This is a genomic window from Flaviramulus multivorans (assembly GCF_021728415.1).
Classification (GTDB): Bacteria; Bacteroidota; Bacteroidia; order Flavobacteriales; family Flavobacteriaceae; genus Sabulilitoribacter; species Sabulilitoribacter multivorans.
In genome coordinates, this window is the sequence record NZ_JAKKDV010000002.1 from 675,368 (window position 1) to 697,913 (window position 22,546).

The following is a 22,546-nucleotide window of genomic DNA, read 5'->3' on the forward strand; positions in this document are numbered from 1 at the left end:
AGCGGGAGACCGGGTTCGAACCGGCGACATTCAGCTTGGAAGGCTGACGCTCTACCAACTGAGCTACTCCCGCAATAATACTGCACAAATATATATAATCTGTTTCTATTCTACTACAAAAATTCTAGAGCTTTTTTAAAAAATGAAACCCTAAAATTTTAAAGCCTTCATTATAATAAAATTTGTGTGATGGGTGATTACTAACATAGGTATTTAGTTCCACAGCTTCGTAACCTTTACTCAAAACATAATCATATATCCATTTAAAGAACTTTTTGCCTAAACCCTTACCTCGGTAAGCTTCGTCAATATACACATGGTCTGGTTCTACGCTTCTACCTGAATAATGTCTTGTACAATACCATAAGCCACTAACACCAACTACTTTATCGTCATCAAAAATTACGGCACATTCATAATTTTGCTTAATCATTTCAGAAAACCTTTGTTCTAAAACTTCAAAAGAAATTTTATATTCATTTAGTTTTTCAACCAAAGGAATCACTAAATTTATGTTGTTACTTTCTATAATTTTAAAAACAAAAGCCATAAATAAATAAGTTTTATGTGAAGGTAATAATTCTTTAAAATATTTTTAAGTTTGAAATATTAAATTCTAAATACGTAGCTATAAAAAATTCAGATTATAATATTAAAGTTATAAGCTCAAGGGAAACTTATAAGGTTAGACATCCTGTTTTAAGAATTGGAAAACCAATTGATACTTGTTGTTTTGATGGTGACGACCTTGAAACAACTATACATATAGGCATTTTTTTAGGTAAAGAGTTGGTTGGTATTTGCTCGTTTTTTAAAAATAATTCTGCACAAATTCCTTATGAAAATCAATATCAACTTCGTGGTATGGCAGTTCTGCAAAAATTTCAAGGGAAAGGTATAGGCAACATTATTTTAAATTACGGTGAAAAGCTTTTAAAAAATATGAGTATTGATATTGTTTGGTGTAACGCCAGAGAAGCTGCTGTAAATTTTTATAAAAAAAATGGCTACCAGATTATTGGGGATGCTTTTAATATAAAGGATATAGGTATACATCATGCCATGTTTAAAAAATTGGATAGTTAACATCATAAATAAAACATATGTATAGTATTACTCAAAATTTTGTAGCTTTAATACCATAATAAAATTCAAAATGAGAGGTAGAAATTTAAAAATCCGACTGTTAATTGGTGCTGCTATTGCTTTGTTTTTTGTTTTCAAGAGGTGTAGTCAACAAGAGGTAAACCCATATACTGGTAGAACTCAAACAATATCTATGTCGGCAAACGAAGAAATAGCCATTGGTTTACAAAGTGCACCACAAATGGCACAGCAACATGGTGGTTTACATGAAAACAACCAATACCAAGCTTTAGTTGATAACGTTGGGAATAAACTTGTAAACAATAGTGTTGCAAGAGAAACACCCTATAAATATGAGTTTCATTTACTTGCAGATGCAAATACCATAAATGCTTTTGCCCTTCCTGGTGGTCAAGTATTTATTACCTACGCACTTTTTTCGAAACTTGAAAACGAAGACCAATTGGCAGGTGTGTTGGGACATGAAATTGGACATGTTTTAGGAAGGCATAGCGCAGAACGCATTGCTGAAAGCGAATATTGGCAAGGACTTGTTACGGCAGGATCCGTTGGAGCAGATATGGGTGGAGTTATAAGTGGCATTGGTCAAAACACCTTACTAACAAATGGTAGAGATGACGAACTTGAAAGTGATGAATTAGGCGTTCTATTTATGCTCAAAGCTGGTTATAATCCTGAAGAAATGATTGGAGTTATGGAAGTTTTAAAGGATGCTGCTGGCCCAAACCGAGTACCTGAATTTCAAAGTACGCATCCAGATCCTGATAATCGTATAGAAAAAATTCGCGAAGCCATCAGAAAATATAAAAATCAGTAATAAAAAAAAGCCCTTTAAAAAGGCTTTTTTTGCGAGTGACTAGCTCAAATAATTATTGTTTTATAATTATTTATTATTTTTTTGATAACTCTTCTTTAATAATTGCTGCAGTATCTTTTGCTCCGTGCAATTCAGCATAATCTAAAGCAGTTTTTTTCTTATCGCATTTAGCCTTTAAATCAGCTCCATGAGTAATTAACAGTTTTAAGATTTCTGTTCTATTAAATTTGGCAGCATACATTACAGGTGTCATTCCATTAGATTTTTCGTTTACATCTGCTCCTCTGGCAATAAGCTTTTGTACAGTTTCTAAATCGCCTTTAGCAATAGACACACAAAATGAGTTTACTTTAAAAAAGTACTCATAATCGCTAGTTTTAACATTGTCAGAAATTGGGGTAGCGTTAACGCTTACAATAGAAAAGCATAACGCAATTGCGGAAATAATGATTGTTTTTTTCATGATGAAAGATTTTAATTTGATTTAATGATTCGTTTTTTGATATATTAAATAGACGCATAAAAATTTGATTTGTTACACAAAAAATCATTTATAACACATTTTTAACTTTTAATTCACATTTAATTAACGAAATAGAAAAAAATTAAAAGAAATGCAAAAAGGCTTGAAAACTCTGGCATTTACAAGATATTTTACCTTTTTTATATGAAACTTAATTATCTTTGTGAAGCATTAAATTTTACCAAAATGAATAAAAAAGTTATCTTAATGATACTAGATGGCTGGGGAAATTCTCCCGATCCTAAAGTTTCTGCCATAGACCATGCAAACACACCTTTTATAGATTCTCTTTACACAAAATATCCTCATGCAACACTCAGGACAGATGGATTACACGTTGGTTTACCTGAAGGGCAAATGGGTAACAGTGAAGTTGGACATATGAACTTAGGTGCTGGTAGAATTGTTTATCAAGATTTAGTAAAGGTTAATTTAGCTGTTCAAAATAAAACACTTAATACAGAAAAAGTTTTGGTTGACGCCTTTAATTATGCCAAAACAAACAATAAAGATGTTCATTTTTTAGGATTACTGAGCGATGGTGGTGTACACTCACACATTAATCACCTACTTGGATTGCTCGATGCAGCCAATGATTTTGGATTAACAAATACTTACGTTCATGCATTTACTGACGGGCGTGATGTAGATCCTAAATCGGGTTATGGCTTTCTTACAGAATTGCTAGGTCATTTAGAAAAAACAAACGGAAAACTAGCTACAGTAACTGGCAGATATTATGCCATGGACAGAGATAAACGATGGGAACGTGTTAAATTAGCTTATGATGCCATGGTAAATGGGATTGGTGAAAAATCAACAAATGTTACTGAAACTATTCAGAAAAGTTATAACAATGATATTACGGATGAGTTTATAAAACCCATTATAATGGTTGACAATTCTAACGAACCCGTAACAAAAATTAAAGATGGTGATGTGGTTATCTTTTTTAATTTTAGAACTGACCGTGGACGCGAACTAACCGAAGCTTTATCACAAACCGATTTTCATGAGCAAAACATGCATAAATTAGATTTGCATTATGTAACCCTCACCAATTACGACGAAACTTATAAAAATGTAAACGTTATTTTCAATAAAGATAACTTAACTGAAACTCTTGGTGAAGTTTTAGAAAGGCATAATAAAAAGCAAATAAGAATTGCAGAAACAGAAAAATATCCGCACGTAACGTTCTTCTTTTCAGGTGGTAGAGAGACGCCTTTTAATGGCGAAACTCGTATTTTAAGAAACTCTCCAAAAGTAGCTACCTATGATTTAAAACCCGAAATGAGTGCTTTCGAATTACGAGATGCTTTAGTACCAGAATTAAAAAAAGGTGATGTTGATTTTGTTTGCTTGAATTTTGCAAATGGCGATATGGTTGGGCATACAGGTGTTATGGAAGCTGCAATTAAGGCTTGTGAGTCTGTTGATGAATGTGTGAAAGATGTGGTAACAACAGCATTAGAAAATGGTTATACCACTATATTAATTGCAGACCACGGCAATTGTGAAACCATGATAAACCCAGATGGTTCACCAAACACAGCACATACAACAAACCCTGTACCTGTTATTTTAATTGACAATAAATTAACTCAAATAAAGAGTGGCATATTAGGAGATATAGCGCCTACAATATTAAAACTAATGGGTGTACCACAGCCAGAAGCGATGACCCGACACAGTTTGATTTAATAAATAAAAATTGTTGTATTTTTGAATAAACTCAAGTCTTAAATCTAAATGAATTTTAGCCGTCGTAAAATTATTGCTGTCGATTTTGATGGTACCATTGTAGAAGATGCCTACCCTAACATAGGAAAACCAATGCTTTTTGCATTTGAAACTTTAAAAAAGTTACAATCTAAAGGACATATGCTTATTTTATGGACTTACAGAAATGGAGATCGGTTAGACGAAGCTGTAAAATTCTGCGAGGAAAACGGCATTGTTTTCTACGCGGTGAACAATAGTTTTCCAGAGGAAAAATTCAAAAATGATGTAAGTAGAAAAATACATGCTGACTTATTTATTGATGATAGAAATATAGGTGGATTCCCTGGTTGGGGCGAAATTTACCAAATGCTAACCAATGAAACCCCGCAAATTCCTGAAAAGAAAAAAGGCTTTTTTAGTTTTCTAAAATAAATCTTCCAAAAACTTTATTTCTGTTTAAGATTTAATGGCTTACTCATTATCTAGTGAGCTATAATATCATTTTTAAGTATCTTTGCCATTATTTTTTAGTATGATTATAGTTAAAACCAGAGAAGAAATTGAATTAATGCGTGAAAGTGCATTGATTGTGTCTAAAACTTTAGGGGAAGTTGCAAAAGCCATCAAACCTGGTGTTACTACGCTTCAATTAGATAAAATTGCTGAAGAGTTTATAAGAGACCACGATGCGATTCCAGGATTTTTAGGACTTTATGATTTTCCTAATACTCTTTGTATGAGTCCTAATTCTCAGGTAGTTCATGGCATTCCAAACGGAACCCCATTGGTTGAGGGTGATATCATTTCTATTGATTGCGGAGCTTTAAAAAATGGTTTTTATGGCGATCATGCTTATACATTTGCAGTTGGTGAAATTGACCCTGAAACAGAAAAACTTCTTCAAGTAACTAAAGAATCTTTATACGTAGGTATAAGAGAATTTAAAGCGAACAATCGCGTTGGCGATGTTGGTTATGCCATTCAAAAATATTGCGAAGATTATGGATATGGTGTTGTTAGAGAATTGGTTGGTCATGGTTTGGGTAAAAAAATGCATGAAGATCCAGAAATGCCTAATTATGGTAAACGTGGTAGAGGCAAAAAGTTTATTGAAGGTATGGTGGTAGCTATTGAACCTATGATTAATATGGGTACGCATCGCATTAAGCAACATAGAGATGGCTGGACTATAACAACACTTGACAATAAACCAAGTGCACATTTTGAACATGACGTTGCCTTGATTGATGGCAAACCAGAATTGCTTTCAACGTTCGCTTACATTTATGAAGCCTTAGGAATTGAAAGTGATGAGGAAAATGTATTTAGACAACAAGCCTTAGTTTTATAACCATGACTCTAAAATTTTCAGAAATAGCGGACAGAATACTAATAGATGGTATTAAAGGCAAATATATTCATACTGACAACAATACTGTTGGATTAGTTAGCATAGAAAAAGGCGCCGTATTGCCTGCACACTCTCATTTTCATGAGCAAATTACTCAAATAATATCGGGTAAATTACAGATGACTATTGGCGGCGTAACCCAAGTACTAGAATCGGATTCCATTACTATTATCCCTTCTAACACTACACACAGTGCTTTTGCTTTAACAGATTGTGTTGTAATTGATACTTTTTATCCTGTGCGTGAAGATTATAAATAATCGCCTTTGAAAAAAATTTTCAAAATTATACTCAACACCATTCCCAGACCTTTACTAATCAGGTTAAGTTATCTTATTAGGCCAGTTTTAGCGTTTTTTTTAAAAGGAAAAACATATACTGACCCTATTGACGGAAAAAGTTTCAAAACCTTTTTACCTTATGGGTATGGAAATCAACGAAATAATGTACTATCACCGTCAACGCTAAGTTTAGAACGTCATAGATTGCTTTGGTTGTACCTTAAGAATGAAACTGATTTTTTTACTTCTGAAAAAAAAGTGCTTCATTTTGCACCAGAACAAGCTTTTTATAAACGCTTCAAAAAAATGAAACATCTAGATTATGTAACAACAGATTTAAACTCACCTTTAGCAGATGTAAAAGCAGATATATGTAACCTTCCTTTTAATGATAATGAATTTGATGTGATATTATGTAATCATGTTTTGGAACACATTCCTGATGATACTAAAGCCATGAAAGAATTGTATCGTGTTTTAAAAGTTGGTGGTATGGGAATATTTCAAATTCCGCAGGACTTAAATAGAGCTATTACTTTTGAGGATAATACAATCACAGATAAAAAAGAACGTGCAAAAATATTTGGACAATATGACCATGTTCGCGTTTATGGTCGTGATTATTTCGATAAACTTCGTGCTGTTGGATTTAAAGTTAATGAAGTGGATTATACTTCAAAATTTTCAGATGAAGAGATTCATAAATATGCGTTAGCAAAAGGAGAAATTATTCCTGTCGTGCAAAAATCTTAATCCTCCGGAAAGCCATTTATCGAAAGTGTTTCTAATTCATTTTTTTCATTTTCAAAAATCAAAAAAACTTTTAATTCCGGGTGCTCATTTAAAAACCTCTTTACCTTTTCGATACCCATAGCCTTAAAAGCTGTGGCATAAGCATCCGCAATCATACAGTTTTCAGCAATTACCGATATACTCAACAAGTTAGTTTTACTCGGATATCCAGTTTTGGTGTCAATTATATGTGCATAGCGATTACCATTTTCATCCACTTTAAACTTTCTGTAAGTACCCGATGTTGCCATCGATTCATCTTTTAAATGAATAGCCCTTAAAATAGATTGTTCACCATCAAAATTAGGGTTTTCAACGCCTACTTTCCACAGACTTTGCTTTTCTTCATTTATCCCTTTTGCTCTTATCTCACCACCAATTTCAACTAAATAATTTTTAATATTTTGAGATTCAAGAAACTCTCCAATTACATCAACACCATATCCTTTTGCAATGGCATTAAAATCAATAAACAACTCTTTAGGTTTTATAATTTTATTATTTACTCGAGATACTTTGTTAAAACCAACAAACTGCATTAAACTATCAATTTTAAGGCTATCTAGGTTAACTATTTTTCCTTCGGGACCAAAATCCCATGCATTCACTAAAACACCAATGGAAGGATCAAAAACACCATCGGTTTCCTTATAAATATAATTTGAAGCTTGAAAAACTTCAATAAAATGTTCATCAACTTCATTACTTTCATTTCTATTTAATTTTGAAATAATAGAATTAGTTTGATAGGTTGATAATGATTTATTGATAACATAAAATAAGCTATCGAATTGCTTTTCAAAATTGGTTTCAGAACCATAAATAATAGAATAACTAGTTCCAAAAACTTGCCCTGAAACCTTAGTGTTTTTGAATTCCTTTTTGCACGAAACCAGTAACAAAAAAAGAAAAACCAAGTAATATCTTTTCATCTAGTTTAAATTAGTTTCAAGCACTTGAATACCGTTGTACTCAATTAAATACTCTTCGTTAAGATATATGGGTAATTCTTCACCATTAGGATTGCCAAGTCCTACACCTGCATATAATACTTTGGCATCTTTTTCCCGCGCATGTTTTTTAAAACTTTCCATCCAAATTACATCATAATTATTAGGGTTTTCTGGTAATATTACGGCTCTTACAATCACAAAAAAATATTGGTTTGTTTTATCAATACATACAAACTGCGGGTGTTTTTTAAGTTTACTATTAATGGCTATAAACTCAAATCCACGCTTTTCTAAATCATTACCCACATGATTCATGGCTAGGTTATGTAGTTCTTGTTCTGTAAGTGGTTTGCTCATGCTACAAAAATAATATAAAAGTTGAAGACGTGATGACATTTTTAATCTCTTACGATGTAAAATAAAAGTCTAACTTAAAAAACTGAATATTATGAAAACACATTTCTCATTGCTAGTTATTTTCTTGCTTATACTAACATCCTGCACTTCCGATGATTCAGGTTCACAAGAAACTCAAGAACCTATCACATTTACAATTGATAATTTTACTTACCGAAGTTATCCTATACCACAAACCGTAGAGGGTTGGGAAGGTTCGGCATCGTATGCACTAGCGGTTTTTGATGTTGAACCAAAAGCTAAAAAGTATACTGCCAAATTTTATGGTACTGATTTCTCAAACTTACATTATACAATAAGTTGGCTACCTGGAGATCCTATTCCCGACCCAGCTTTTATGCACGAAACTACTGATGGGTATAACAATGGGGTAATTGATGGAAAATACAATATTGCCGCACTTAAAAATGGTTGTCAAGGTATAATAATGCCTCCTTTTGACGTTGGACCTTGCAACTTTATTTCTGGAACGACGAGACAAGCTAATATAGACGGATTAATATCTATCGGAGGTAAAATGGATATCACTATTGAATTTGAATAATAAGTCTTTCTAAAACTAGATCATTTAGTTTTTTGTAAAAAAATAAAAAGCTTTACGGTCAATTGAAGACTCGAAAGATAATTTACTAATAAGTTCATTCCTAATGTTCATTTCACTCCAAATATTGCCCAAGGAAATTTGAAAGAGAGAATCAACGAGAATTAAAATGTTTTTAATGACTTCGAATGTATAAAAAACAATAAAAATCAAAATTATGAAAGCAATAAAATTATACTTTCTTTTGGCTATAATAATATTACTTGCAGCATGTAGCCCTGATAATTCGGTTGCTAATAATAATAATCTTGAAAATGCCATATCAAAACAAGGTTGCCAGAATGTATCCGGTCCAACAGCTATTTATTGGGATTATGCTAATGGTATTCCTGCTCCTTTATCACAAATACCAGTTCTAGCAAATCCAGGGCCCCAATTTATTCATAGCCAACATCCATATTTAGGATTAATATTGCCACAAGGGTATACAGCTTTTGAAGACCAAGATTTACAAACCGCATCTTTAGGTGTAAACATTATACGTAATGATAATGCAGTTATTTGGAGGTACGTCCCATTATCTACGTTTGCCGAAAACACATCAGTAACTAGTATTATTAGTAGAGAGATAAATACCATGTTAAATTTTTATGGTATTCAAAACATTGATGATGTATTGTGCTCAGTTACAAAACCTCTAGACAGTCCACTAAATATGACATATAGTGGTCGATTACTAAGATTTGGCAATTTCACAGCGTTAGTGTATGTAATTGTAACGCAAGTACAAGGGTTACCTGCATCAGCTGTATTATCTATTTCAGCAGGTCCATCAACTGAATATAACAACTTAGTCATGGACATATTCTTACCACTTAGTTTTCAATTATTGGTAAGTGACAGAGATAGCCTCTCAGATAGAGATGGGGATGGGACTCCAGATATATTTGATAGTGAACCTGACAATCCAAATGTTCAATAAAAAGCAATATCAAACTGATAGTTTCGAAAGGGCTTATTTTGCATTTATTAACGTTCTGCTTCTAATCCACTTGTTGTAAAAAATAATGGTATTTAAATTGAATAAAAAACACAAATTCAGTTTATACAATATAGGAGCAGAAAGTTATAAACAAAAAAATAGCTTATGAAAAAAAAGAAAGAATCAATTTAACGTAGATAACCGAAATATTAAATCATTTAATAGTCAGGTGTTTGAGATAAATTGAAATAATTGTATATTTCTCCTAGCTATTAATTCATGGGGAAATCATTAAAATTATTAAATCAATCAGAACTCGTTTATGCCATCAAATCGAACGATTCTAATATTTTAAAACATTTTTACACAACTAATTACAAAAAAATTGAAACACTCATATTAAAAAACAGTGGTTCAATTGATTATGCTAAAGATATTTATCAAGATGCTTTTATTGCCGTTTGGACTCATGTAAAGAACGATAAATTTGTGCCAAAAAATGATACCGCTTTACAAGCCTATTTATATACCATTGCAAAAAACAAATGGATGGATTATTTACGCTCTAATGATTTTAAGAAAATATCAAGTGCCTCTAAACTTAGGCACTTTGAGCCAGCTGATGATTTTTCGGAAAAAACTAATGATGACAAATTGAAAACCGAGCGATTACATAAAATCATGCATACTTTCAAAAATCTTGGTGAACCTTGTAAATCACTTCTAACTAAGTTTTATTTCGAAAAAAAATCTATGAAGGATATTGCAGACGAGTTTCTGTTAGATGCTGCATCTACGAGAAATAAAAAATATAGATGCATGCAAAAATTAAGAGAGTTAGCCCTAAAAATCGAATAATAGCATGAACCCAAATAATAATATATCACAAGAATTATTAGAAACTATTGAACGTTACTACAACGATTCAATGAGTACGGATGAACGACATCTTTTTGTAGAAAAACTAGAAAGTAATCCAGAATTCAAAACCCAAGTTGAAGACATTAAAATACTGTTTCTTGGCATTGAAACTCAATCATTAAAAGAACAATTGGATGAGTTTCATAAAGATATCCCTAAAGCAACATCGAAAATTAGATTTTTACAATTTACAAAATATGCTGTAGCAGCTGTAGTTGTTATTAGTTTGGGCAGTTATTGGTTTTTCGGAAAACCATCCAATCAAAAACTATATGCAAAATATTTTACACCAGATCCTGGATTACCAACCACTATGAGTTCTAGTCTTAATTTTGAGTTTTATGATGCTATGGTAAACTACAAACATGGTGATTATGAATTGGCCATTTCTAAATGGGAAAAACTACAAATAAACAAACCTAATAACGATACAATAAATTACTTTTTGGGTGTTGCCCAATTAGCCAATAAAAATGAACTTAAAGCGATTCCATACCTTAAAAGCACCATTCAAAAACCAGAAAGTGTTTTTTTGAACGATGCTCATTATTATTTGGGCTTAGCCTATTTGAAGGAAGGTAATATAGAACGTGCCAGAAAACATCTTGATTTAAGCAATACGGATGTTGGACAAGAACTTATTTCAAAACTGACCGATTAAATTCTCTGATCAAAATGACTCGGATAAAATACTATAAAGTATGTTTTGTAATTCTGCTTCTAGGAATTATTTCGCTAAAATCACAAGCGCAAAACAATACAACTGATGGTATTTCATACATTGAAGAATTGATAAAAAATGACTCATTACAGCTTGCTGAAAAAGAATTAAAAGCACAAATCGAGTATCTTAGATTACAAAAAAATTATGATTCCTTAACCTATTACATCCCTTTAGTTGGGAGCTATAATTTAGCTCAAGGAAATTACCAAGAAGCTATAAAAAAGGCTACATTATTTGTAAATGAATTAAAGAGTTTAAATGATAATAACATCACAACCGACGCACTAATTCAATTATCAAATATCTATTTTAACGCAAGACAACACGATAAAGTGTATGAGGTTAATAACGAGGCTTTAGAATATGCAAAATTTATAAAAAAAGATAAAAGCTCTAAAATATCCCAATTACACTATAATTTGGGAACCGCTTCTCTTAATTTGGGAAGAGTTATGGAAGGTAAAAATCATCTTTATGAATCAAAACGAATATTAGAAGATTCCCCTAATCAAAATCTAATAAATTTATACAACACTTATAATTCTATTGGTCGATTACAATCGAGCTTAACCCAAATAGACAGCTCAATTCATTATTATCAAAAAGCTCTAAAAACATTAACCGCAATGGATAGTACTGAGGTTAATAGAGATTATTGGAAAGCAATAGTTAATAATAATATCTCGCTTAATTATCAAAATATAGGTAAAACAGATAAAGCTATAGAATTTATTACAGATGCAATTTATGATTTTCAAAAATTTATAAATGTTTCAAATGATGAGTCGAAAAAATTAAGAGCTAAAAGGTACCGTCTTGCAACAATTGACAATTTAAGTACCTTTTATGAGGGTATAGGTGAATATAACCGAGCTCTTGAATTGGTCTTATATTCATACGAAGAGAAATTAAAATTTTTAAAAACTGATGATCCTAATGTTGTGTTTTCATTAGTAATTCTTGCCCACATGCATTTAAAAGTAAAAGATTTTAAAAAAGCTGCGGTATATGCTGATAAAGCGCTCGATGTTATTAATAAATCACCAAGCAATTTTAGTCTCGTACATAGTTTTACTCTTTCCATACGCGCTTCAATTTATAGAGCTTTAAACAATTTTAATGAAGCAAAAAAAATGTATGAAGAAAGTGAGCTACTGTACAATAAAACTTTTGACGGAAGTTATTCAATAGATCGCTTAGATGCAATTATCGAAATGTCTAAATTTTATGCCAAAATTAATGATTCTAAAAAAGCCTTACAGCTAGCTACTTCTGCTTATAATTACACTAAACAAAATGAATTTGAAAACACTTTAATGCAGTTTCATCATACTGTAAATATGGCTGAAGTTTATTTTGAATTGAAAAAATACAATGATGCCTTGAGTTACAGTAATAAGGCACTTGAATTTTTTTCTGAAAATAAACTACAGTCTCAGACACTTTCAGATTCAATTCAACAAGAATTTAAAAAACCAAAAGCTATTTTAGTTAATGTGAAGTCTAAATACTATTTAGCTACCGAGCATTCAGAAAGCTTTTTAATTGATTTATTAAAGCAAATAAACAATAGTATTAAAATTCTTGAACAACGCAAATCTATTACTAAATCCTATGACGATCTAAGCTTGCTAATTGTTGAAAACAACGAACTTTTTAATTTTTCAAAACAGTTACTATTAGATTTATTTCATCTTACAAATAAAGAAGATTATCTAATTAAGCTCTTAACTATTCATGAGTCAAGTATTTATAATAGAATAAGAACACGATTAAACTTAAAAAATAATATAACTTTTGCAAATATTCCAAAAGCTATATTGGACCGTGAAAACCTATTAAAACATGAGCTTAGTACATCTATTAAAAATGATGACGGCAGTTTTAAATCTTTTTTCGAAAAAAATAATAATTGGAAAATATTTTTAGATTCACTAAAACAAACGTATCCTAAATATTATAAAATGCGTTATGCAACAATTGAAGAACCGTTAAATGATATTCACAAAAAAATTCAGCAAAACACTACAGTAATACGATATTTATTTGCAAACGAAAATTTATACGTAGTCGTCCTTTCTGCTAATAGTAATGACATCTTTAAAGTAGATACTGAAAATATAAGTAATTATATTTCAGAATTATCTGAAAATCAATCAAGTATTAAATCTATAAGTATAATACTGCACGAGCTATACCAAAAATTATGGAAGCCAATTGAACATAAAATAAAAACCGAAAATATTATCATTATTCCAGATGGTGCTTTATTCAACTTAAGTTTTGAAACCTTAACTCCAAAAAAAATAAGCTCATTTAAAGAATTAGGAACTATGAGTTTATTATCTAAACATAGCATTTCTTATAATTACAGTTTGTTGTTATTAGACAAGAATAAAAAAACGATAAATTATCAAAATGATTTTATCGCCTTTGCTCCAGAGTTCACTGATAAAATGAAAAAAGATTATAGGGTTGCCATTACCGATTCTGTTTCTGTTGATAAGACTTACTTAAGTTTATTACCCCAACCATTTAGTGTTGATTTGGCCAAAAAATATTCTCGCTTATTTAACGGATCTTTCTTTATAAATGAAAATGCTTCGAAAAAAATATTTAAAAATGAAGCTAATGAGCATAAAATAATTCATATAGGAACACATGCAGAATCTAACAATATAACTCCAGAATTGTCACGTTTAATTTTTGCAAAAAACAATCCCAACGATAATAATTCTCTTTACACATATGAAATTTATAACGAAAGTTTAAATTCTAATTTAGCCATTTTAACTGCTTGCGAAACAGGAAAACCATCATACCAAGCTGGAGAAGGTATGATTTCATTAGCACACGCTTTTAATTATGCTGGTAGCGAAAGTATATTAACTAGTTTGTGGAAAATTGATGAACAGTCCAGTGCTAAGATAATTGAATTATTTTACGACAATATTAAAAACGGATTACCAAAAGATCAAGCTTTACAAAAAGCAAAAATTGATTATATCGTCAATGCTGAAGGCAGAACCGTTGCTCCTCAATATTGGGCTGGTTTAGTTTTAATAGGGGATACTGCTCCAATAGATTTACAAATAACTTCATATTTAATATGGTACATACTTGTTACAGTATTTATAATTCTTGCTTTAGTATTTTTTCTTAAAAGAAGAAAATAAGAAGTTTTAAGGTTTATCTTAATAGCTAAATCAATTAATAATTATACATATAGGAAATTGATCTTTTTTAGGGAATTGATTTTTTTGGTACATTAGTAATAAAAAAACATGAAAACCTCATCGCGTTTAGAGAAAGCTATAAAAAAACTATATGTTGCCTTTCATGCTAACGAATTAAACCCCGAATGTTGTAAACACTGTGCTGTTGGAAATATTTTAAATAATACGGACAGTTGGAAACATCTTTCAAACGATCACGGTTCTCTTGAACTAAATTATGTTGGAAAAGTACATCAAACACTCGGTAGAAAATTTAATGGCTACTCTCCCCTAGAATTATTACAAATTGAAGCAACTTTTTTAAAAGCTTGTGGTTACCAGCTGCCACTTCACCACAAAAACAAAAAACCAAAAAGTTCAGCTGATAAAGAAGCTTTGTTTAATGGTCTTACAGCAGTGATGGAGTATTTATGCAAACTGGATAATATTAATAATATCATGGACTACTCGAAACTTTTTGAGTTTGAAAATGAAAAACCTAAATATCAGCTACCTTATTAAAACTTTCCATAAACTAAAAAACCCAACATATCTGTTGGGTTTTTTTATAATGAGATACTGAAACAAGTTCAGTATGACGCTTCACACCTATCCTCCAAAGTCATCAAATCTGATATGCTCATCTGGAATACCAAAATCTTCTCCCATTTTCTGAACTGCTTTGTTCATTAACGGTGGTCCACAGAAATATAATTCTATGTCTTCTGGTGATTCGTGGTGATTTAAGTAATTATCAATTACACAGTTGTGAATAAATCCAACAAATCCATCTCCTGGAGCATCAATATTTTCTTTTACCTTCCAGTTATCCTCCGGCAATGGTTCAGACAATGCCATATAGAATTTAAAGTTAGGAAAATCCTTCTCTAAAGATTTAAAGTGATCGATATAGAATAATTCACGTTTAGAACGTCCTCCATACCAATAGGTAACTTTACGTCCTGTTTTTAAAGTTTTAAATAAGTGATATAAATGAGAACGCATTGGTGCCATTCCTGCTCCACCACCTACATAAAGCATTTCTGAATTTGATTCATTAATAAAGAATTCACCATAAGGACCAGAAATAGTAACTTTATCACCTGGCTTTTGGGCAAAAATATATGATGATGCAACACCAGGATTTACATCCATCCAACCATTTTTAGCACGATCCCATGGCGGCGTAGCAATACGAACGTTTAACATAATTTCACGCCCTTCTGCCGGATAAGAAGCCATAGAGTAAGCTCTTTCTACTGTTTCATCATTTTTCATTACCAATGGCCATAAACCAAATTTATCCCACTCTGCTTGAAACTTATCTGGTGTTTCATGCTCCTCTGGGTGAGCAGTAATGTCTATATCCGCATATTTAATTGAGCATGGTGGTATTTCAATTTGAATGTAGCCACCAGCTTTATAACCCATATCTTCAGGAATTTCAACAACAAACTCCTTAATAAATGAGGCAACATTATAATTACGAACTACAGTTGCTTCCCACTTTTTTATACCAAATACCTCTTCAGGAATGGTAATATTCATGTCTTGTTTTACTTTTACCTGACATGCTAAACGAGCTCCATGTTGCAATTCTTTACGTGTAAAATGTGGTGTTTCAGTAGGCAAAGCTTCTCCTCCACCTTCTAATACATGACATTCACATTGTATACAAGTTCCACCACCACCACAGGCAGATGGTAAAAATATTTTTTGATTCCCTAAAGTAGATAATAATGTTCCTCCAGAGGCTACCTCAATTTCCTTTTCCCCATTGATAGTGATTTTTACTGGACCCGATGGAGATAACTTTTGTTTTACAAACAATAGTAAAGCTACTAACAACAATGTAATGATTAAAAAAGCTGTTACTGTTGCTATAATTGTTCCTAATGTACCTGCTGCTAAAATCATACTATTCATTTTCTTTTATGTTGTTAGCTATTTCTTTATCCTCAGAAGCTTCAGATGAATTCAATGCAATATTTTCATTTGTTTCTTCTTGTACTGAAGCTGTTTTTTCTTCCTTTGGCGCCTCATCACCTCCTGTTAGCATACCTCCAAAACTCATAAATCCTATAGCCATTAAACCAGTAATGATAAATGTTATTCCTAAACCTCTTAGCGCAGGCGGTACACTTGAATATCTGATTTTTTCACGAATAGCGGCAATAGCTAAAATGGCTAAAAACCATCCAATTCCTGAAGCTACTCCATAATTAAATGCCAACCCTAAAGTTGGTATTTCTCTAGACTGCATAAATAATGAGCCTCCTAAAATAGCACAGTTTACCGCAATAAGTGGTAAGAATATACCAAGTGAATTGTATAATGAAGGTGAAAACTTCTCAACGACAATTTCTACCAATTGTACCATGGTTGCAATAGTTGCAATAAACATGATAAATGATAAGAAACTTAAATCGTAATCTGCATATTCAGCACCTAACCATGATAATGCTCCTGGTTGTAACAAATACTGGTCTAGTAACCAGTTTAAAGGTACTGTAATAGCCAATACGAAAATTACCGCAGCTCCTAAACCAACAGCAGTACTTACTTTTTTAGATACAGCAAGGTAAGAACACATTCCTAAGAATGTTGCAAACACCATGTTATCTATAAATATTGATTTGAAAAATAATTCTATATGTTCCATTTATTCTTTATTATAAATTCAGAAATCTGAATTATTAATGATCTTCAATTAATGCTTTGTTTCTACTACGTTGTACCCAAATAATAATACCTACTACTATAAGTGCCATTGGCGATAGTAACATAAACCCGTTATTTTCGTAACCTATAGCATACAATCCTGTTTTTTCAATAGGATCTCCTAAAACTTTAAATCCTAGTAAAGTTCCCGAACCTAATAACTCTCTAAAGAAACCAACAACAATAAGTATTGCGCCATACCCTGCTGCATTACCAATACCATCTAAAAATGAACGCCAAGGACCATTTCCTAAAGCAAACGCCTCAAAACGTCCCATGATGATACAGTTAGTAATAATTAAACCAACAAAAACGGATAAGGTTTTACTTAACTCGTATGCAAAAGCCTTTAATACAAGGTCTACAATAATTACTAGAGCAGCCACAACAACTAGCTGTACAATAATTCTAATTTTTGATGGAATAATGTTTCTCATTAAAGAAATAACCACGTTTCCTATGCCTAAAACAAATAATACTGAAACAGCCATTACAATAGAAGCTTTTAACTCTGCTGTAATTGCCAATGCAGAACAAATACCTAATACCTGAATAGTAATTGGGTTATTATCCGCTAATGGGTCTAATATTAATTTGCTGTCTTTTTTTGAAAGTAAGCCCATAAATTAATTGTTTTTTAATTTTTCAAAATAAGGTACATAAAGCTTTAAATCGCTTTTTATCATAGCTGTTACTCCATCACCTGTAATGGTTGCTCCCGCTATAGCATCTACCTCATTATCTGTTTTATTTGTATTCTTTGGATCTGCATTTCCTTTAGCCACCGTAACTCCTTTAAAAGTCCCGTTATCTTTTAAATGCTCACCAATAAAATCATCCATAAAGAAACGTTGCTTAATGTTAGCACCTAAACCTGGAGTTTCTCCTTTGTGGTCAAAATATGCGCCTTGTATTACCATATCTTCGTCCAAAGCAACATAAGCCCAAATGGCATCCCAAAGGCCTTTACCGTATATTGGTGCGATGTAATAGGTTTTACCATCTTTTTCTCCAACAAACAATGGTAATTTTCTAACCTTACCAGCTTTAGCATTTGCTTGTTCCTTCTTTACATCTATTAAATAGGCTTGATCATTTTCAGTAACATTATCTCCTTCAATCACTAATTGTTTTGTAATGTATTTATTAAACAATTCTGGGGCATCAGTTGTAGAAACAAAATTAGCGCTACTTTCATCATTTTCATTTACGCCCATAGCATAAAGAATATTCTGTTGCTTTTCTAATCTTTTATTCTCATCGATATTTGGTTTTAATGATGACGCCGCAAATGCTAATAAAGCACCAACAACTAACACCATCCCAACAGCAAATAATATAGTATATGAATTTTTATCTGTTCTATTTTCCATCGTTATGCAACTTTAGCTTTTAAACGTTTCATTCTTTTCTTCACGTTGGCTTGAACAACGTAATGATCGATAGTTGGTGCAAACACATTCATTAATAGAATTGCCAACATAACACCTTCTGGGTAGGCTGGATTAAACACACGAATTAATATTGATATAAAACCAACTAAAAACCCATAAATCCATTTTCCTTTATTGGTTTGCGATGCTGTTACAGGGTCTGTTGCCATAAACACAGTACCAAACGCAAAACCACCAATGATTAAATGTTCCCAATAAGGCGCACTCATTAATCCATAAAATTTGCTAGTATCTGTTATCCAACCTGAGGCCGTTACTTGATTAAAAATTAATCCCATAACAATAGCTCCTAAAACTGAGGACAACATGATTCTCCAACTTCCAATTTTAGTGAAGATTAAAAACAACCCTCCTAATAAAATTAATAAGGTAGATGTTTCACCAACCGAACCTGGTATAAACCCTAAGAACATTTCGGCAGTAGAATAAGCCATTTCTTTACCTTGTGCTAAACTTCCTAAAATAGTTTCTCCTGAAATCGCATCTAAATTTTGACCTGCTGCAATGGCCTGATCTCTATCAACGGCTCCATGAACCCAAACTTTATCACCACTCATCCATGTTGGATATGCAAAGAATAAAAAGGCTCTAATGGTTAATGCTGGATTTAAAATATTCATTCCTGTACCACCAAATACTTCCTTACCAATTACAACACCAAAAGCAACTGCTACAGCCAACATCCATAATGGAATATCAACAGGAACAATAAGTGGCACTAGCATACCAGTTACCAAGTAACCTTCTTCTACTTCATGTTTTTTAATTACGGCAAATAAAAACTCAATAGCTAAACCAACACCATAAGACACAATAACTAATGGTAATATTTTCCAAAAACCAACCATAAAGTTATCTAAGGTCCAAAATTCAGCGCTCAAAAATCCGCCTGAAACTGCCTGAATATTACCTACTGCTAAGTAATGTTGATACCCCGCATTGAACATTCCAAAAATCAAACATGGTACCATGGCCATAATAACGGTGTTCATGGTACGCTTTAAATCGTCCGCCGCTTTTATATGAGTACCGCCACGAGTTGTTTCATTTGGTAAATACAGAAAAGTATGAATCGCATTAAATGCTGGAGCCATTTTGGAACCTCTATACTTCCTTTTTAAGATATTTAATCTAGTCTTTAAATTCATTATCCTATCTCTTTAAGCATTAAATCTAAACCTTGTCTTATAATTTTTTGATGCGGTTGTTTAGACACACAAACAAATTCTGTTAGTGCAAAATCTTCGGGTGCCACTTCGTACATCCCTAAAGCTTCCATTTCATCAAGATCTTGATACATACAAGCTTTTAATATTTGCATTGGAAAGATATCTAAAGGAAATACTTCCTCGTAATTACCTGTTAACACAAAGGCTCTATGCTCACCGTTTGTGTTAGTATTTAATTCATATTTTTTGTTTGGGGTTAACCACGAAAAGGTTAAAGCTCTACTTGTAGAAATCTTATTAAAAACAGGTTTATTCCATCCAAATAACTCATAATCATCACCTTCTGGAATCACGGAAATTACATTACTGTAATAATCTAATGCACCATCTGGTTCAATTTCTTTTCCAGATAAAACATTCCCAGAAATAACACGGTCATGTAAACTATCTTTCTTAATGCCCTTATCATAAATTATGGTTGAAACTTCACTCCCAATTTTAGTTTTAAAATACCGTGGTTTATCAACCGAAGAGCCAACTAAAGCCACAATACGTTGTGCATTAAACTTCCCCGTTAAAAGCAACTCTCCAATAATAACTAAGTCTTGAGGATTAACAGTCCAAACTACTTCACCCTTATTTACAGGATCAATTTTATTAATTTGAGTACCTACATTCCCTGATGGATGTGGTCCAGAAACCTTATGAAGTGTAATTCCAGATAAACCAGCAAGTGGCGAATTAGAATTTTTACCTACAGATACATGTACTTTACCTGAAGTAAGCATACCAAGTACTGTTACAGCCGCTTGTAATTCTGCCTCTTTTCCTTGCAATGTAAAATCTAAATCTGCAGCCAATGGCGCCGTTGCATAAGCTGATATAAAAATCGCTTTTGGAGATTTATCAGGGTTTGCTATAACATCATATGGGCGCTGTTTTATAAACGGCCAACAACCTGATGCTAATAAATGTGCTTTTAAACTTTCCGCATCAGCTTTATCTAAATTAAAAGCTCCAAAATCTTCATAAGATTGTGTTTTATCAGCTTCAATTTTAATGGCATCTATGCGTCTTTTTGGTCCACGTAATACCTCAATCACTTTGCCTGAAACAGGTGAAGCAAATTTAACTGCTTCATGAGATTTATTGTAAAACAATGTACTTCCTGCTTTAACAGTAGTGCCTTCTTTTGCAACAAGTTTTGGTATGATACTATGGAAATCTTCTGGTCTTACGGTGCAGTAGTTACTAATAACTGCTTCTTCAACAGTTTTTTCAGCTTCACCTTTAAGTTTAATGTCCAGACCTTTTTTAATACGAATGTCGTTTGACATATTATTTTTATTGAAATTAGTTGTCTAAAAATCGTGGCAAAAATACAAATTAATACCTATATTATTCCTTTAATGCACGTTCAAATTTTTGCTTCTTATTTTATTTATATTTATTCTAAATAACTAAAAAAGTTTAGGCACAGATTTTGTTTATCTTTACATCTTAAAAGTAGTAAAAATGCCAATAAAGCTTAAACAAATTTTCCTTTTTGTTTTAACACCTTTTATTTGTTTTTCGCAAGTTGAAGAAGTTAATCCACCTGATTATATAAAAACAATTAACTTTAAAGGTAATACCCCAGAAACCCAATTACCTATTTTAAAATTAGGCGAATATTTGGTTTTAGAATTTGATGCTCTAAATGGCAAAGAGGAAGACTATTATTATAAAATTGATTATTTTAATTACGATTGGACGCCTTCAATTTTAATAAAATCGGAGTTTTTGGATGGTTTTGATAACCAACGCATCAGAAATTATGAGAACTCTTATAACACCTATCAAATTTACTCGAATTATAAATTAACCATCCCTAATCAATTCACAAAAGGATTGCGTGTTTCGGGCAATTATTTACTATCCGTTTATAATAATGATGACCAACTCGTTTTTTCAAGAAAATTCATGATTTATGAAGATAATGTTAGCGTTGGTGTTAATATCAAACGAGCTCGAGATATTCAGTTTATTGAAGAAAAACAACGCGTTGAAATAGTTATTGCCTCAAACAGTTTACAGCTTAACAATCCCAACCAAACGGTAAAAGCTGTAATTGTACAGAACAATAATTTAAAAACAGCCCTTACCAACATAAAACCACAATACACAGTTGGCAATCAGCTTATTTATAAATACGATAACGAAACCAGTTTTTATGGCGGAAACGAGTATTTCTACTTCGAAAATAAGGACATTCGAGCCGCCAATACGGGAATTCAATATATCGATTTACAAGACCTATATCATAATTATTTATATACCAATATTACAAGAGCCAATCGACCGTACACATACAACCCCGATATTAATGGCAACTATGTTATTTTAAATATTGATGCAGACGACCCGAGTATAGAAGCCGATTATGTATGGATGCATTTTTCGCTAGAAGTTACCGAAGCTACCGAAGCTATAAAAGGCAAAAATATTCACGTTTATGGCAACTTTAATAATTACACGATTGACGAAAGCACCAAAATGGATTATGATGAGCAAAACCAAGTGTATCGAAACAGCATGCTATTAAAACAAGGGTTTTATAATTACAAATATGTGCTTGTTAACAACGATAACACCATAAACGAAGGCGCCATAAGCGGCAATTTTTGGCAAACCGAAAACAATTACAAAGTGCTTGTGTATTATAGAGATTTAGGTGCACGTTATGACAAAATAATTGGTGTTGGCGAAGGTTCTTCGGTTAATATCTCGAATTAATAGCACCGTTTAACTAAT

At 32.1% G+C, this 22,546-nt stretch carries 24 protein-coding genes and 1 tRNA gene; 14 read left to right on the forward strand and 11 right to left on the reverse strand.

The genetic code is table 11. From position 1 onward, the window contains the following. Positions 1-73, reverse strand: a tRNA-Gly gene (locus L3X39_RS07860). A 51-nt stretch (positions 74-124) separates the two neighbouring features. Continuing rightward, the gene (locus L3X39_RS07865; RefSeq protein WP_237231226.1) at positions 125-550 is read right to left on the reverse strand and encodes a GNAT family N-acetyltransferase; all 426 of its coding nucleotides are present in this window, start codon (positions 548-550) and stop codon (positions 125-127) included. A gap of 215 nt (positions 551-765) precedes the next feature. Between L3X39_RS07865 and L3X39_RS07870 the strand changes: the two genes are divergently transcribed. Together L3X39_RS07870 and L3X39_RS07875 are read left to right on the forward strand one after the other, a co-directional pair. Continuing rightward, positions 766-1,086: a GNAT family N-acetyltransferase gene (locus L3X39_RS07870; RefSeq protein ID WP_369411629.1), complete on the forward strand. Its 321-nt coding sequence runs from the start codon at positions 766-768 to the stop codon at positions 1,084-1,086. Between the two features lie 70 nt (positions 1,087-1,156). Further along, on the forward strand, positions 1,157-1,924 hold the full coding sequence (locus L3X39_RS07875) for a M48 family metalloprotease (RefSeq protein ID WP_237231228.1): 768 nt from the start codon (positions 1,157-1,159) through the stop codon (positions 1,922-1,924). A 73-nt stretch (positions 1,925-1,997) separates the two neighbouring features. Here L3X39_RS07875 and L3X39_RS07880 read toward each other — a convergent pair whose 3' ends face one another. Then, positions 1,998-2,387 carry an ankyrin repeat domain-containing protein gene (locus L3X39_RS07880; protein ID WP_237231229.1) on the reverse strand — a complete coding sequence of 130 codons (390 nt, stop codon included), beginning with the start codon at positions 2,385-2,387 and terminating at the stop codon, positions 1,998-2,000. A 246-nt stretch (positions 2,388-2,633) separates the two neighbouring features. Here L3X39_RS07880 and gpmI point away from each other — a divergent pair, with 246 nt between their 5' ends. The 5 genes from gpmI to L3X39_RS07905 all read left to right on the forward strand — a co-directional run bounded on the left by gpmI (position 2,634) and on the right by L3X39_RS07905 (position 6,617). Continuing rightward, complete coding sequence (gpmI, locus tag L3X39_RS07885; RefSeq protein WP_237231230.1) at positions 2,634-4,151, forward strand: 2,3-bisphosphoglycerate-independent phosphoglycerate mutase; 1,518 nt, start codon at positions 2,634-2,636, stop codon at positions 4,149-4,151. A gap of 48 nt (positions 4,152-4,199) precedes the next feature. Next, positions 4,200-4,604 (forward strand): BT0820 family HAD-type phosphatase, encoded by a 405-nt coding sequence (locus tag L3X39_RS07890; protein WP_237231231.1) that lies wholly within the window; start codon positions 4,200-4,202, stop codon positions 4,602-4,604. A gap of 100 nt (positions 4,605-4,704) precedes the next feature. After that, positions 4,705-5,523 carry a type I methionyl aminopeptidase gene (gene map, locus L3X39_RS07895; protein ID WP_237231232.1) on the forward strand — a complete coding sequence of 273 codons (819 nt, stop codon included), beginning with the start codon at positions 4,705-4,707 and terminating at the stop codon, positions 5,521-5,523. 2 nt (positions 5,524-5,525) lie between these two features. Beyond that, positions 5,526-5,843 carry a cupin domain-containing protein gene (locus tag L3X39_RS07900; protein ID WP_237231233.1) on the forward strand — a complete coding sequence of 106 codons (318 nt, stop codon included), beginning with the start codon at positions 5,526-5,528 and terminating at the stop codon, positions 5,841-5,843. Positions 5,844-5,849: 6 nt separating this feature from the next. Next, complete coding sequence (locus L3X39_RS07905; protein WP_237231234.1) at positions 5,850-6,617, forward strand: class I SAM-dependent methyltransferase; 768 nt, start codon at positions 5,850-5,852, stop codon at positions 6,615-6,617. Here the strand turns inward: L3X39_RS07905 and L3X39_RS07910 are convergent. Beyond that, positions 6,614-7,588 carry an FAD:protein FMN transferase gene (locus L3X39_RS07910; RefSeq protein ID WP_237231235.1) on the reverse strand — a complete coding sequence of 325 codons (975 nt, stop codon included), beginning with the start codon at positions 7,586-7,588 and terminating at the stop codon, positions 6,614-6,616. The two genes, L3X39_RS07905 and L3X39_RS07910, sit on opposite strands and share 4 nt — an antisense overlap. After that, on the reverse strand, positions 7,589-7,966 hold the full coding sequence (locus L3X39_RS07915) for a DUF8840 domain-containing protein (RefSeq protein ID WP_237231236.1): 378 nt from the start codon (positions 7,964-7,966) through the stop codon (positions 7,589-7,591). A 91-nt stretch (positions 7,967-8,057) separates the two neighbouring features. On the opposite strand from L3X39_RS07915, the gene L3X39_RS07920 reads away from it, so the two are divergent. From L3X39_RS07920 to L3X39_RS07945, 6 genes are all read left to right on the forward strand, one after another. Next, positions 8,058-8,570 (forward strand): hypothetical protein, encoded by a 513-nt coding sequence (locus L3X39_RS07920; RefSeq protein ID WP_237231237.1) that lies wholly within the window; start codon positions 8,058-8,060, stop codon positions 8,568-8,570. A 214-nt stretch (positions 8,571-8,784) separates the two neighbouring features. Further along, positions 8,785-9,549 (forward strand): hypothetical protein, encoded by a 765-nt coding sequence (locus tag L3X39_RS07925; protein WP_237231238.1) that lies wholly within the window; start codon positions 8,785-8,787, stop codon positions 9,547-9,549. 279 nt (positions 9,550-9,828) lie between these two features. Beyond that, positions 9,829-10,407 carry an RNA polymerase sigma factor gene (locus L3X39_RS07930; protein ID WP_237231239.1) on the forward strand — a complete coding sequence of 193 codons (579 nt, stop codon included), beginning with the start codon at positions 9,829-9,831 and terminating at the stop codon, positions 10,405-10,407. 4 nt (positions 10,408-10,411) lie between these two features. Beyond that, positions 10,412-11,131: a tetratricopeptide repeat protein gene (locus tag L3X39_RS07935; protein ID WP_237231240.1), complete on the forward strand. Its 720-nt coding sequence runs from the start codon at positions 10,412-10,414 to the stop codon at positions 11,129-11,131. A 14-nt stretch (positions 11,132-11,145) separates the two neighbouring features. Continuing rightward, the gene (locus L3X39_RS07940; protein ID WP_237231241.1) at positions 11,146-14,370 is read left to right on the forward strand and encodes a CHAT domain-containing protein; all 3,225 of its coding nucleotides are present in this window, start codon (positions 11,146-11,148) and stop codon (positions 14,368-14,370) included. 108 nt (positions 14,371-14,478) lie between these two features. Beyond that, positions 14,479-14,931, forward strand: coding sequence for a Na(+)-translocating NADH-quinone reductase subunit F (locus L3X39_RS07945; protein ID WP_237231242.1), 453 nt, complete (start codon positions 14,479-14,481; stop codon positions 14,929-14,931). Between the two features lie 87 nt (positions 14,932-15,018). On the opposite strand, the gene nqrF is transcribed toward L3X39_RS07945, so the two are convergent. From nqrF to L3X39_RS07975, 6 genes are read right to left on the reverse strand one after another with little or no spacing between them, the layout of a single operon-like run. Further along, positions 15,019-16,326, reverse strand: a complete 1,308-nt coding sequence (gene nqrF / locus L3X39_RS07950) for an NADH:ubiquinone reductase (Na(+)-transporting) subunit F (protein WP_237231243.1) — start codon at positions 16,324-16,326, stop codon at positions 15,019-15,021. Between the two features lies 1 nt (position 16,327). Then, complete coding sequence (gene nqrE / locus L3X39_RS07955) at positions 16,328-17,071, reverse strand: NADH:ubiquinone reductase (Na(+)-transporting) subunit E (protein WP_237231244.1); 744 nt, start codon at positions 17,069-17,071, stop codon at positions 16,328-16,330. 34 nt (positions 17,072-17,105) lie between these two features. After that, positions 17,106-17,753, reverse strand: a complete 648-nt coding sequence (locus tag L3X39_RS07960) for an NADH:ubiquinone reductase (Na(+)-transporting) subunit D (protein WP_237231245.1) — start codon at positions 17,751-17,753, stop codon at positions 17,106-17,108. 3 nt (positions 17,754-17,756) lie between these two features. Then, positions 17,757-18,503, reverse strand: coding sequence for a Na(+)-translocating NADH-quinone reductase subunit C (locus tag L3X39_RS07965; RefSeq protein WP_237231246.1), 747 nt, complete (start codon positions 18,501-18,503; stop codon positions 17,757-17,759). Positions 18,504-18,505: 2 nt separating this feature from the next. After that, positions 18,506-19,732 (reverse strand): NADH:ubiquinone reductase (Na(+)-transporting) subunit B, encoded by a 1,227-nt coding sequence (locus L3X39_RS07970; RefSeq protein ID WP_237231247.1) that lies wholly within the window; start codon positions 19,730-19,732, stop codon positions 18,506-18,508. Then, a complete protein-coding gene (locus tag L3X39_RS07975) occupies positions 19,732-21,090 on the reverse strand; it encodes a Na(+)-translocating NADH-quinone reductase subunit A (protein ID WP_237231248.1) in 1,359 nt (452 codons plus the stop codon). The genes L3X39_RS07970 and L3X39_RS07975 overlap by 1 nt, the downstream gene beginning before the upstream one ends. A 178-nt stretch (positions 21,091-21,268) precedes the next feature. Between L3X39_RS07975 and L3X39_RS07980 the strand changes: the two genes are divergently transcribed. Next, positions 21,269-22,528, forward strand: a complete 1,260-nt coding sequence (locus tag L3X39_RS07980; protein WP_237231249.1) for a type IX secretion system plug protein — start codon at positions 21,269-21,271, stop codon at positions 22,526-22,528. Positions 22,529-22,546: the final 18 nt, after the last annotated feature.

Bases quoted from the DNA above. Each gene is read 5' to 3' on its own strand.
- L3X39_RS07865 (WP_237231226.1), bottom strand. From the start codon at position 550: ATGGCTTTTGTTTTTAAAATTATAGAAAGTAACAACATAAATTTAGTG.
- L3X39_RS07875 (WP_237231228.1), top strand. From the start codon at position 1,157: ATGAGAGGTAGAAATTTAAAAATCCGACTGTTAATTGGTGCTGCTATT.
- L3X39_RS07880 (WP_237231229.1), bottom strand. From the start codon at position 2,387: ATGAAAAAAACAATCATTATTTCCGCAATTGCGTTATGCTTTTCTATT.
- gpmI (WP_237231230.1), top strand. From the start codon at position 2,634: ATGAATAAAAAAGTTATCTTAATGATACTAGATGGCTGGGGAAATTCT.
- L3X39_RS07890 (WP_237231231.1), top strand. From the start codon at position 4,200: ATGAATTTTAGCCGTCGTAAAATTATTGCTGTCGATTTTGATGGTACC.
- map (WP_237231232.1), top strand. From the start codon at position 4,705: ATGATTATAGTTAAAACCAGAGAAGAAATTGAATTAATGCGTGAAAGT.
- L3X39_RS07900 (WP_237231233.1), top strand. From the start codon at position 5,526: ATGACTCTAAAATTTTCAGAAATAGCGGACAGAATACTAATAGATGGT.
- L3X39_RS07910 (WP_237231235.1), bottom strand. From the start codon at position 7,588: ATGAAAAGATATTACTTGGTTTTTCTTTTTTTGTTACTGGTTTCGTGC.
- L3X39_RS07915 (WP_237231236.1), bottom strand. From the start codon at position 7,966: ATGAGCAAACCACTTACAGAACAAGAACTACATAACCTAGCCATGAAT.
- L3X39_RS07920 (WP_237231237.1), top strand. From the start codon at position 8,058: ATGAAAACACATTTCTCATTGCTAGTTATTTTCTTGCTTATACTAACA.
- L3X39_RS07925 (WP_237231238.1), top strand. From the start codon at position 8,785: ATGAAAGCAATAAAATTATACTTTCTTTTGGCTATAATAATATTACTT.
- L3X39_RS07930 (WP_237231239.1), top strand. From the start codon at position 9,829: ATGGGGAAATCATTAAAATTATTAAATCAATCAGAACTCGTTTATGCC.
- L3X39_RS07935 (WP_237231240.1), top strand. From the start codon at position 10,412: ATGAACCCAAATAATAATATATCACAAGAATTATTAGAAACTATTGAA.
- L3X39_RS07940 (WP_237231241.1), top strand. From the start codon at position 11,146: ATGACTCGGATAAAATACTATAAAGTATGTTTTGTAATTCTGCTTCTA.
- L3X39_RS07945 (WP_237231242.1), top strand. From the start codon at position 14,479: ATGAAAACCTCATCGCGTTTAGAGAAAGCTATAAAAAAACTATATGTT.
- nqrF (WP_237231243.1), bottom strand. From the start codon at position 16,326: ATGATTTTAGCAGCAGGTACATTAGGAACAATTATAGCAACAGTAACA.
- nqrE (WP_237231244.1), bottom strand. From the start codon at position 17,071: ATGGAACATATAGAATTATTTTTCAAATCAATATTTATAGATAACATG.
- L3X39_RS07960 (WP_237231245.1), bottom strand. From the start codon at position 17,753: ATGGGCTTACTTTCAAAAAAAGACAGCAAATTAATATTAGACCCATTA.
- L3X39_RS07965 (WP_237231246.1), bottom strand. From the start codon at position 18,503: ATGGAAAATAGAACAGATAAAAATTCATATACTATATTATTTGCTGTT.
- L3X39_RS07970 (WP_237231247.1), bottom strand. From the start codon at position 19,732: ATGAATTTAAAGACTAGATTAAATATCTTAAAAAGGAAGTATAGAGGT.
- L3X39_RS07975 (WP_237231248.1), bottom strand. From the start codon at position 21,090: ATGTCAAACGACATTCGTATTAAAAAAGGTCTGGACATTAAACTTAAA.
- L3X39_RS07980 (WP_237231249.1), top strand. From the start codon at position 21,269: ATGCCAATAAAGCTTAAACAAATTTTCCTTTTTGTTTTAACACCTTTT.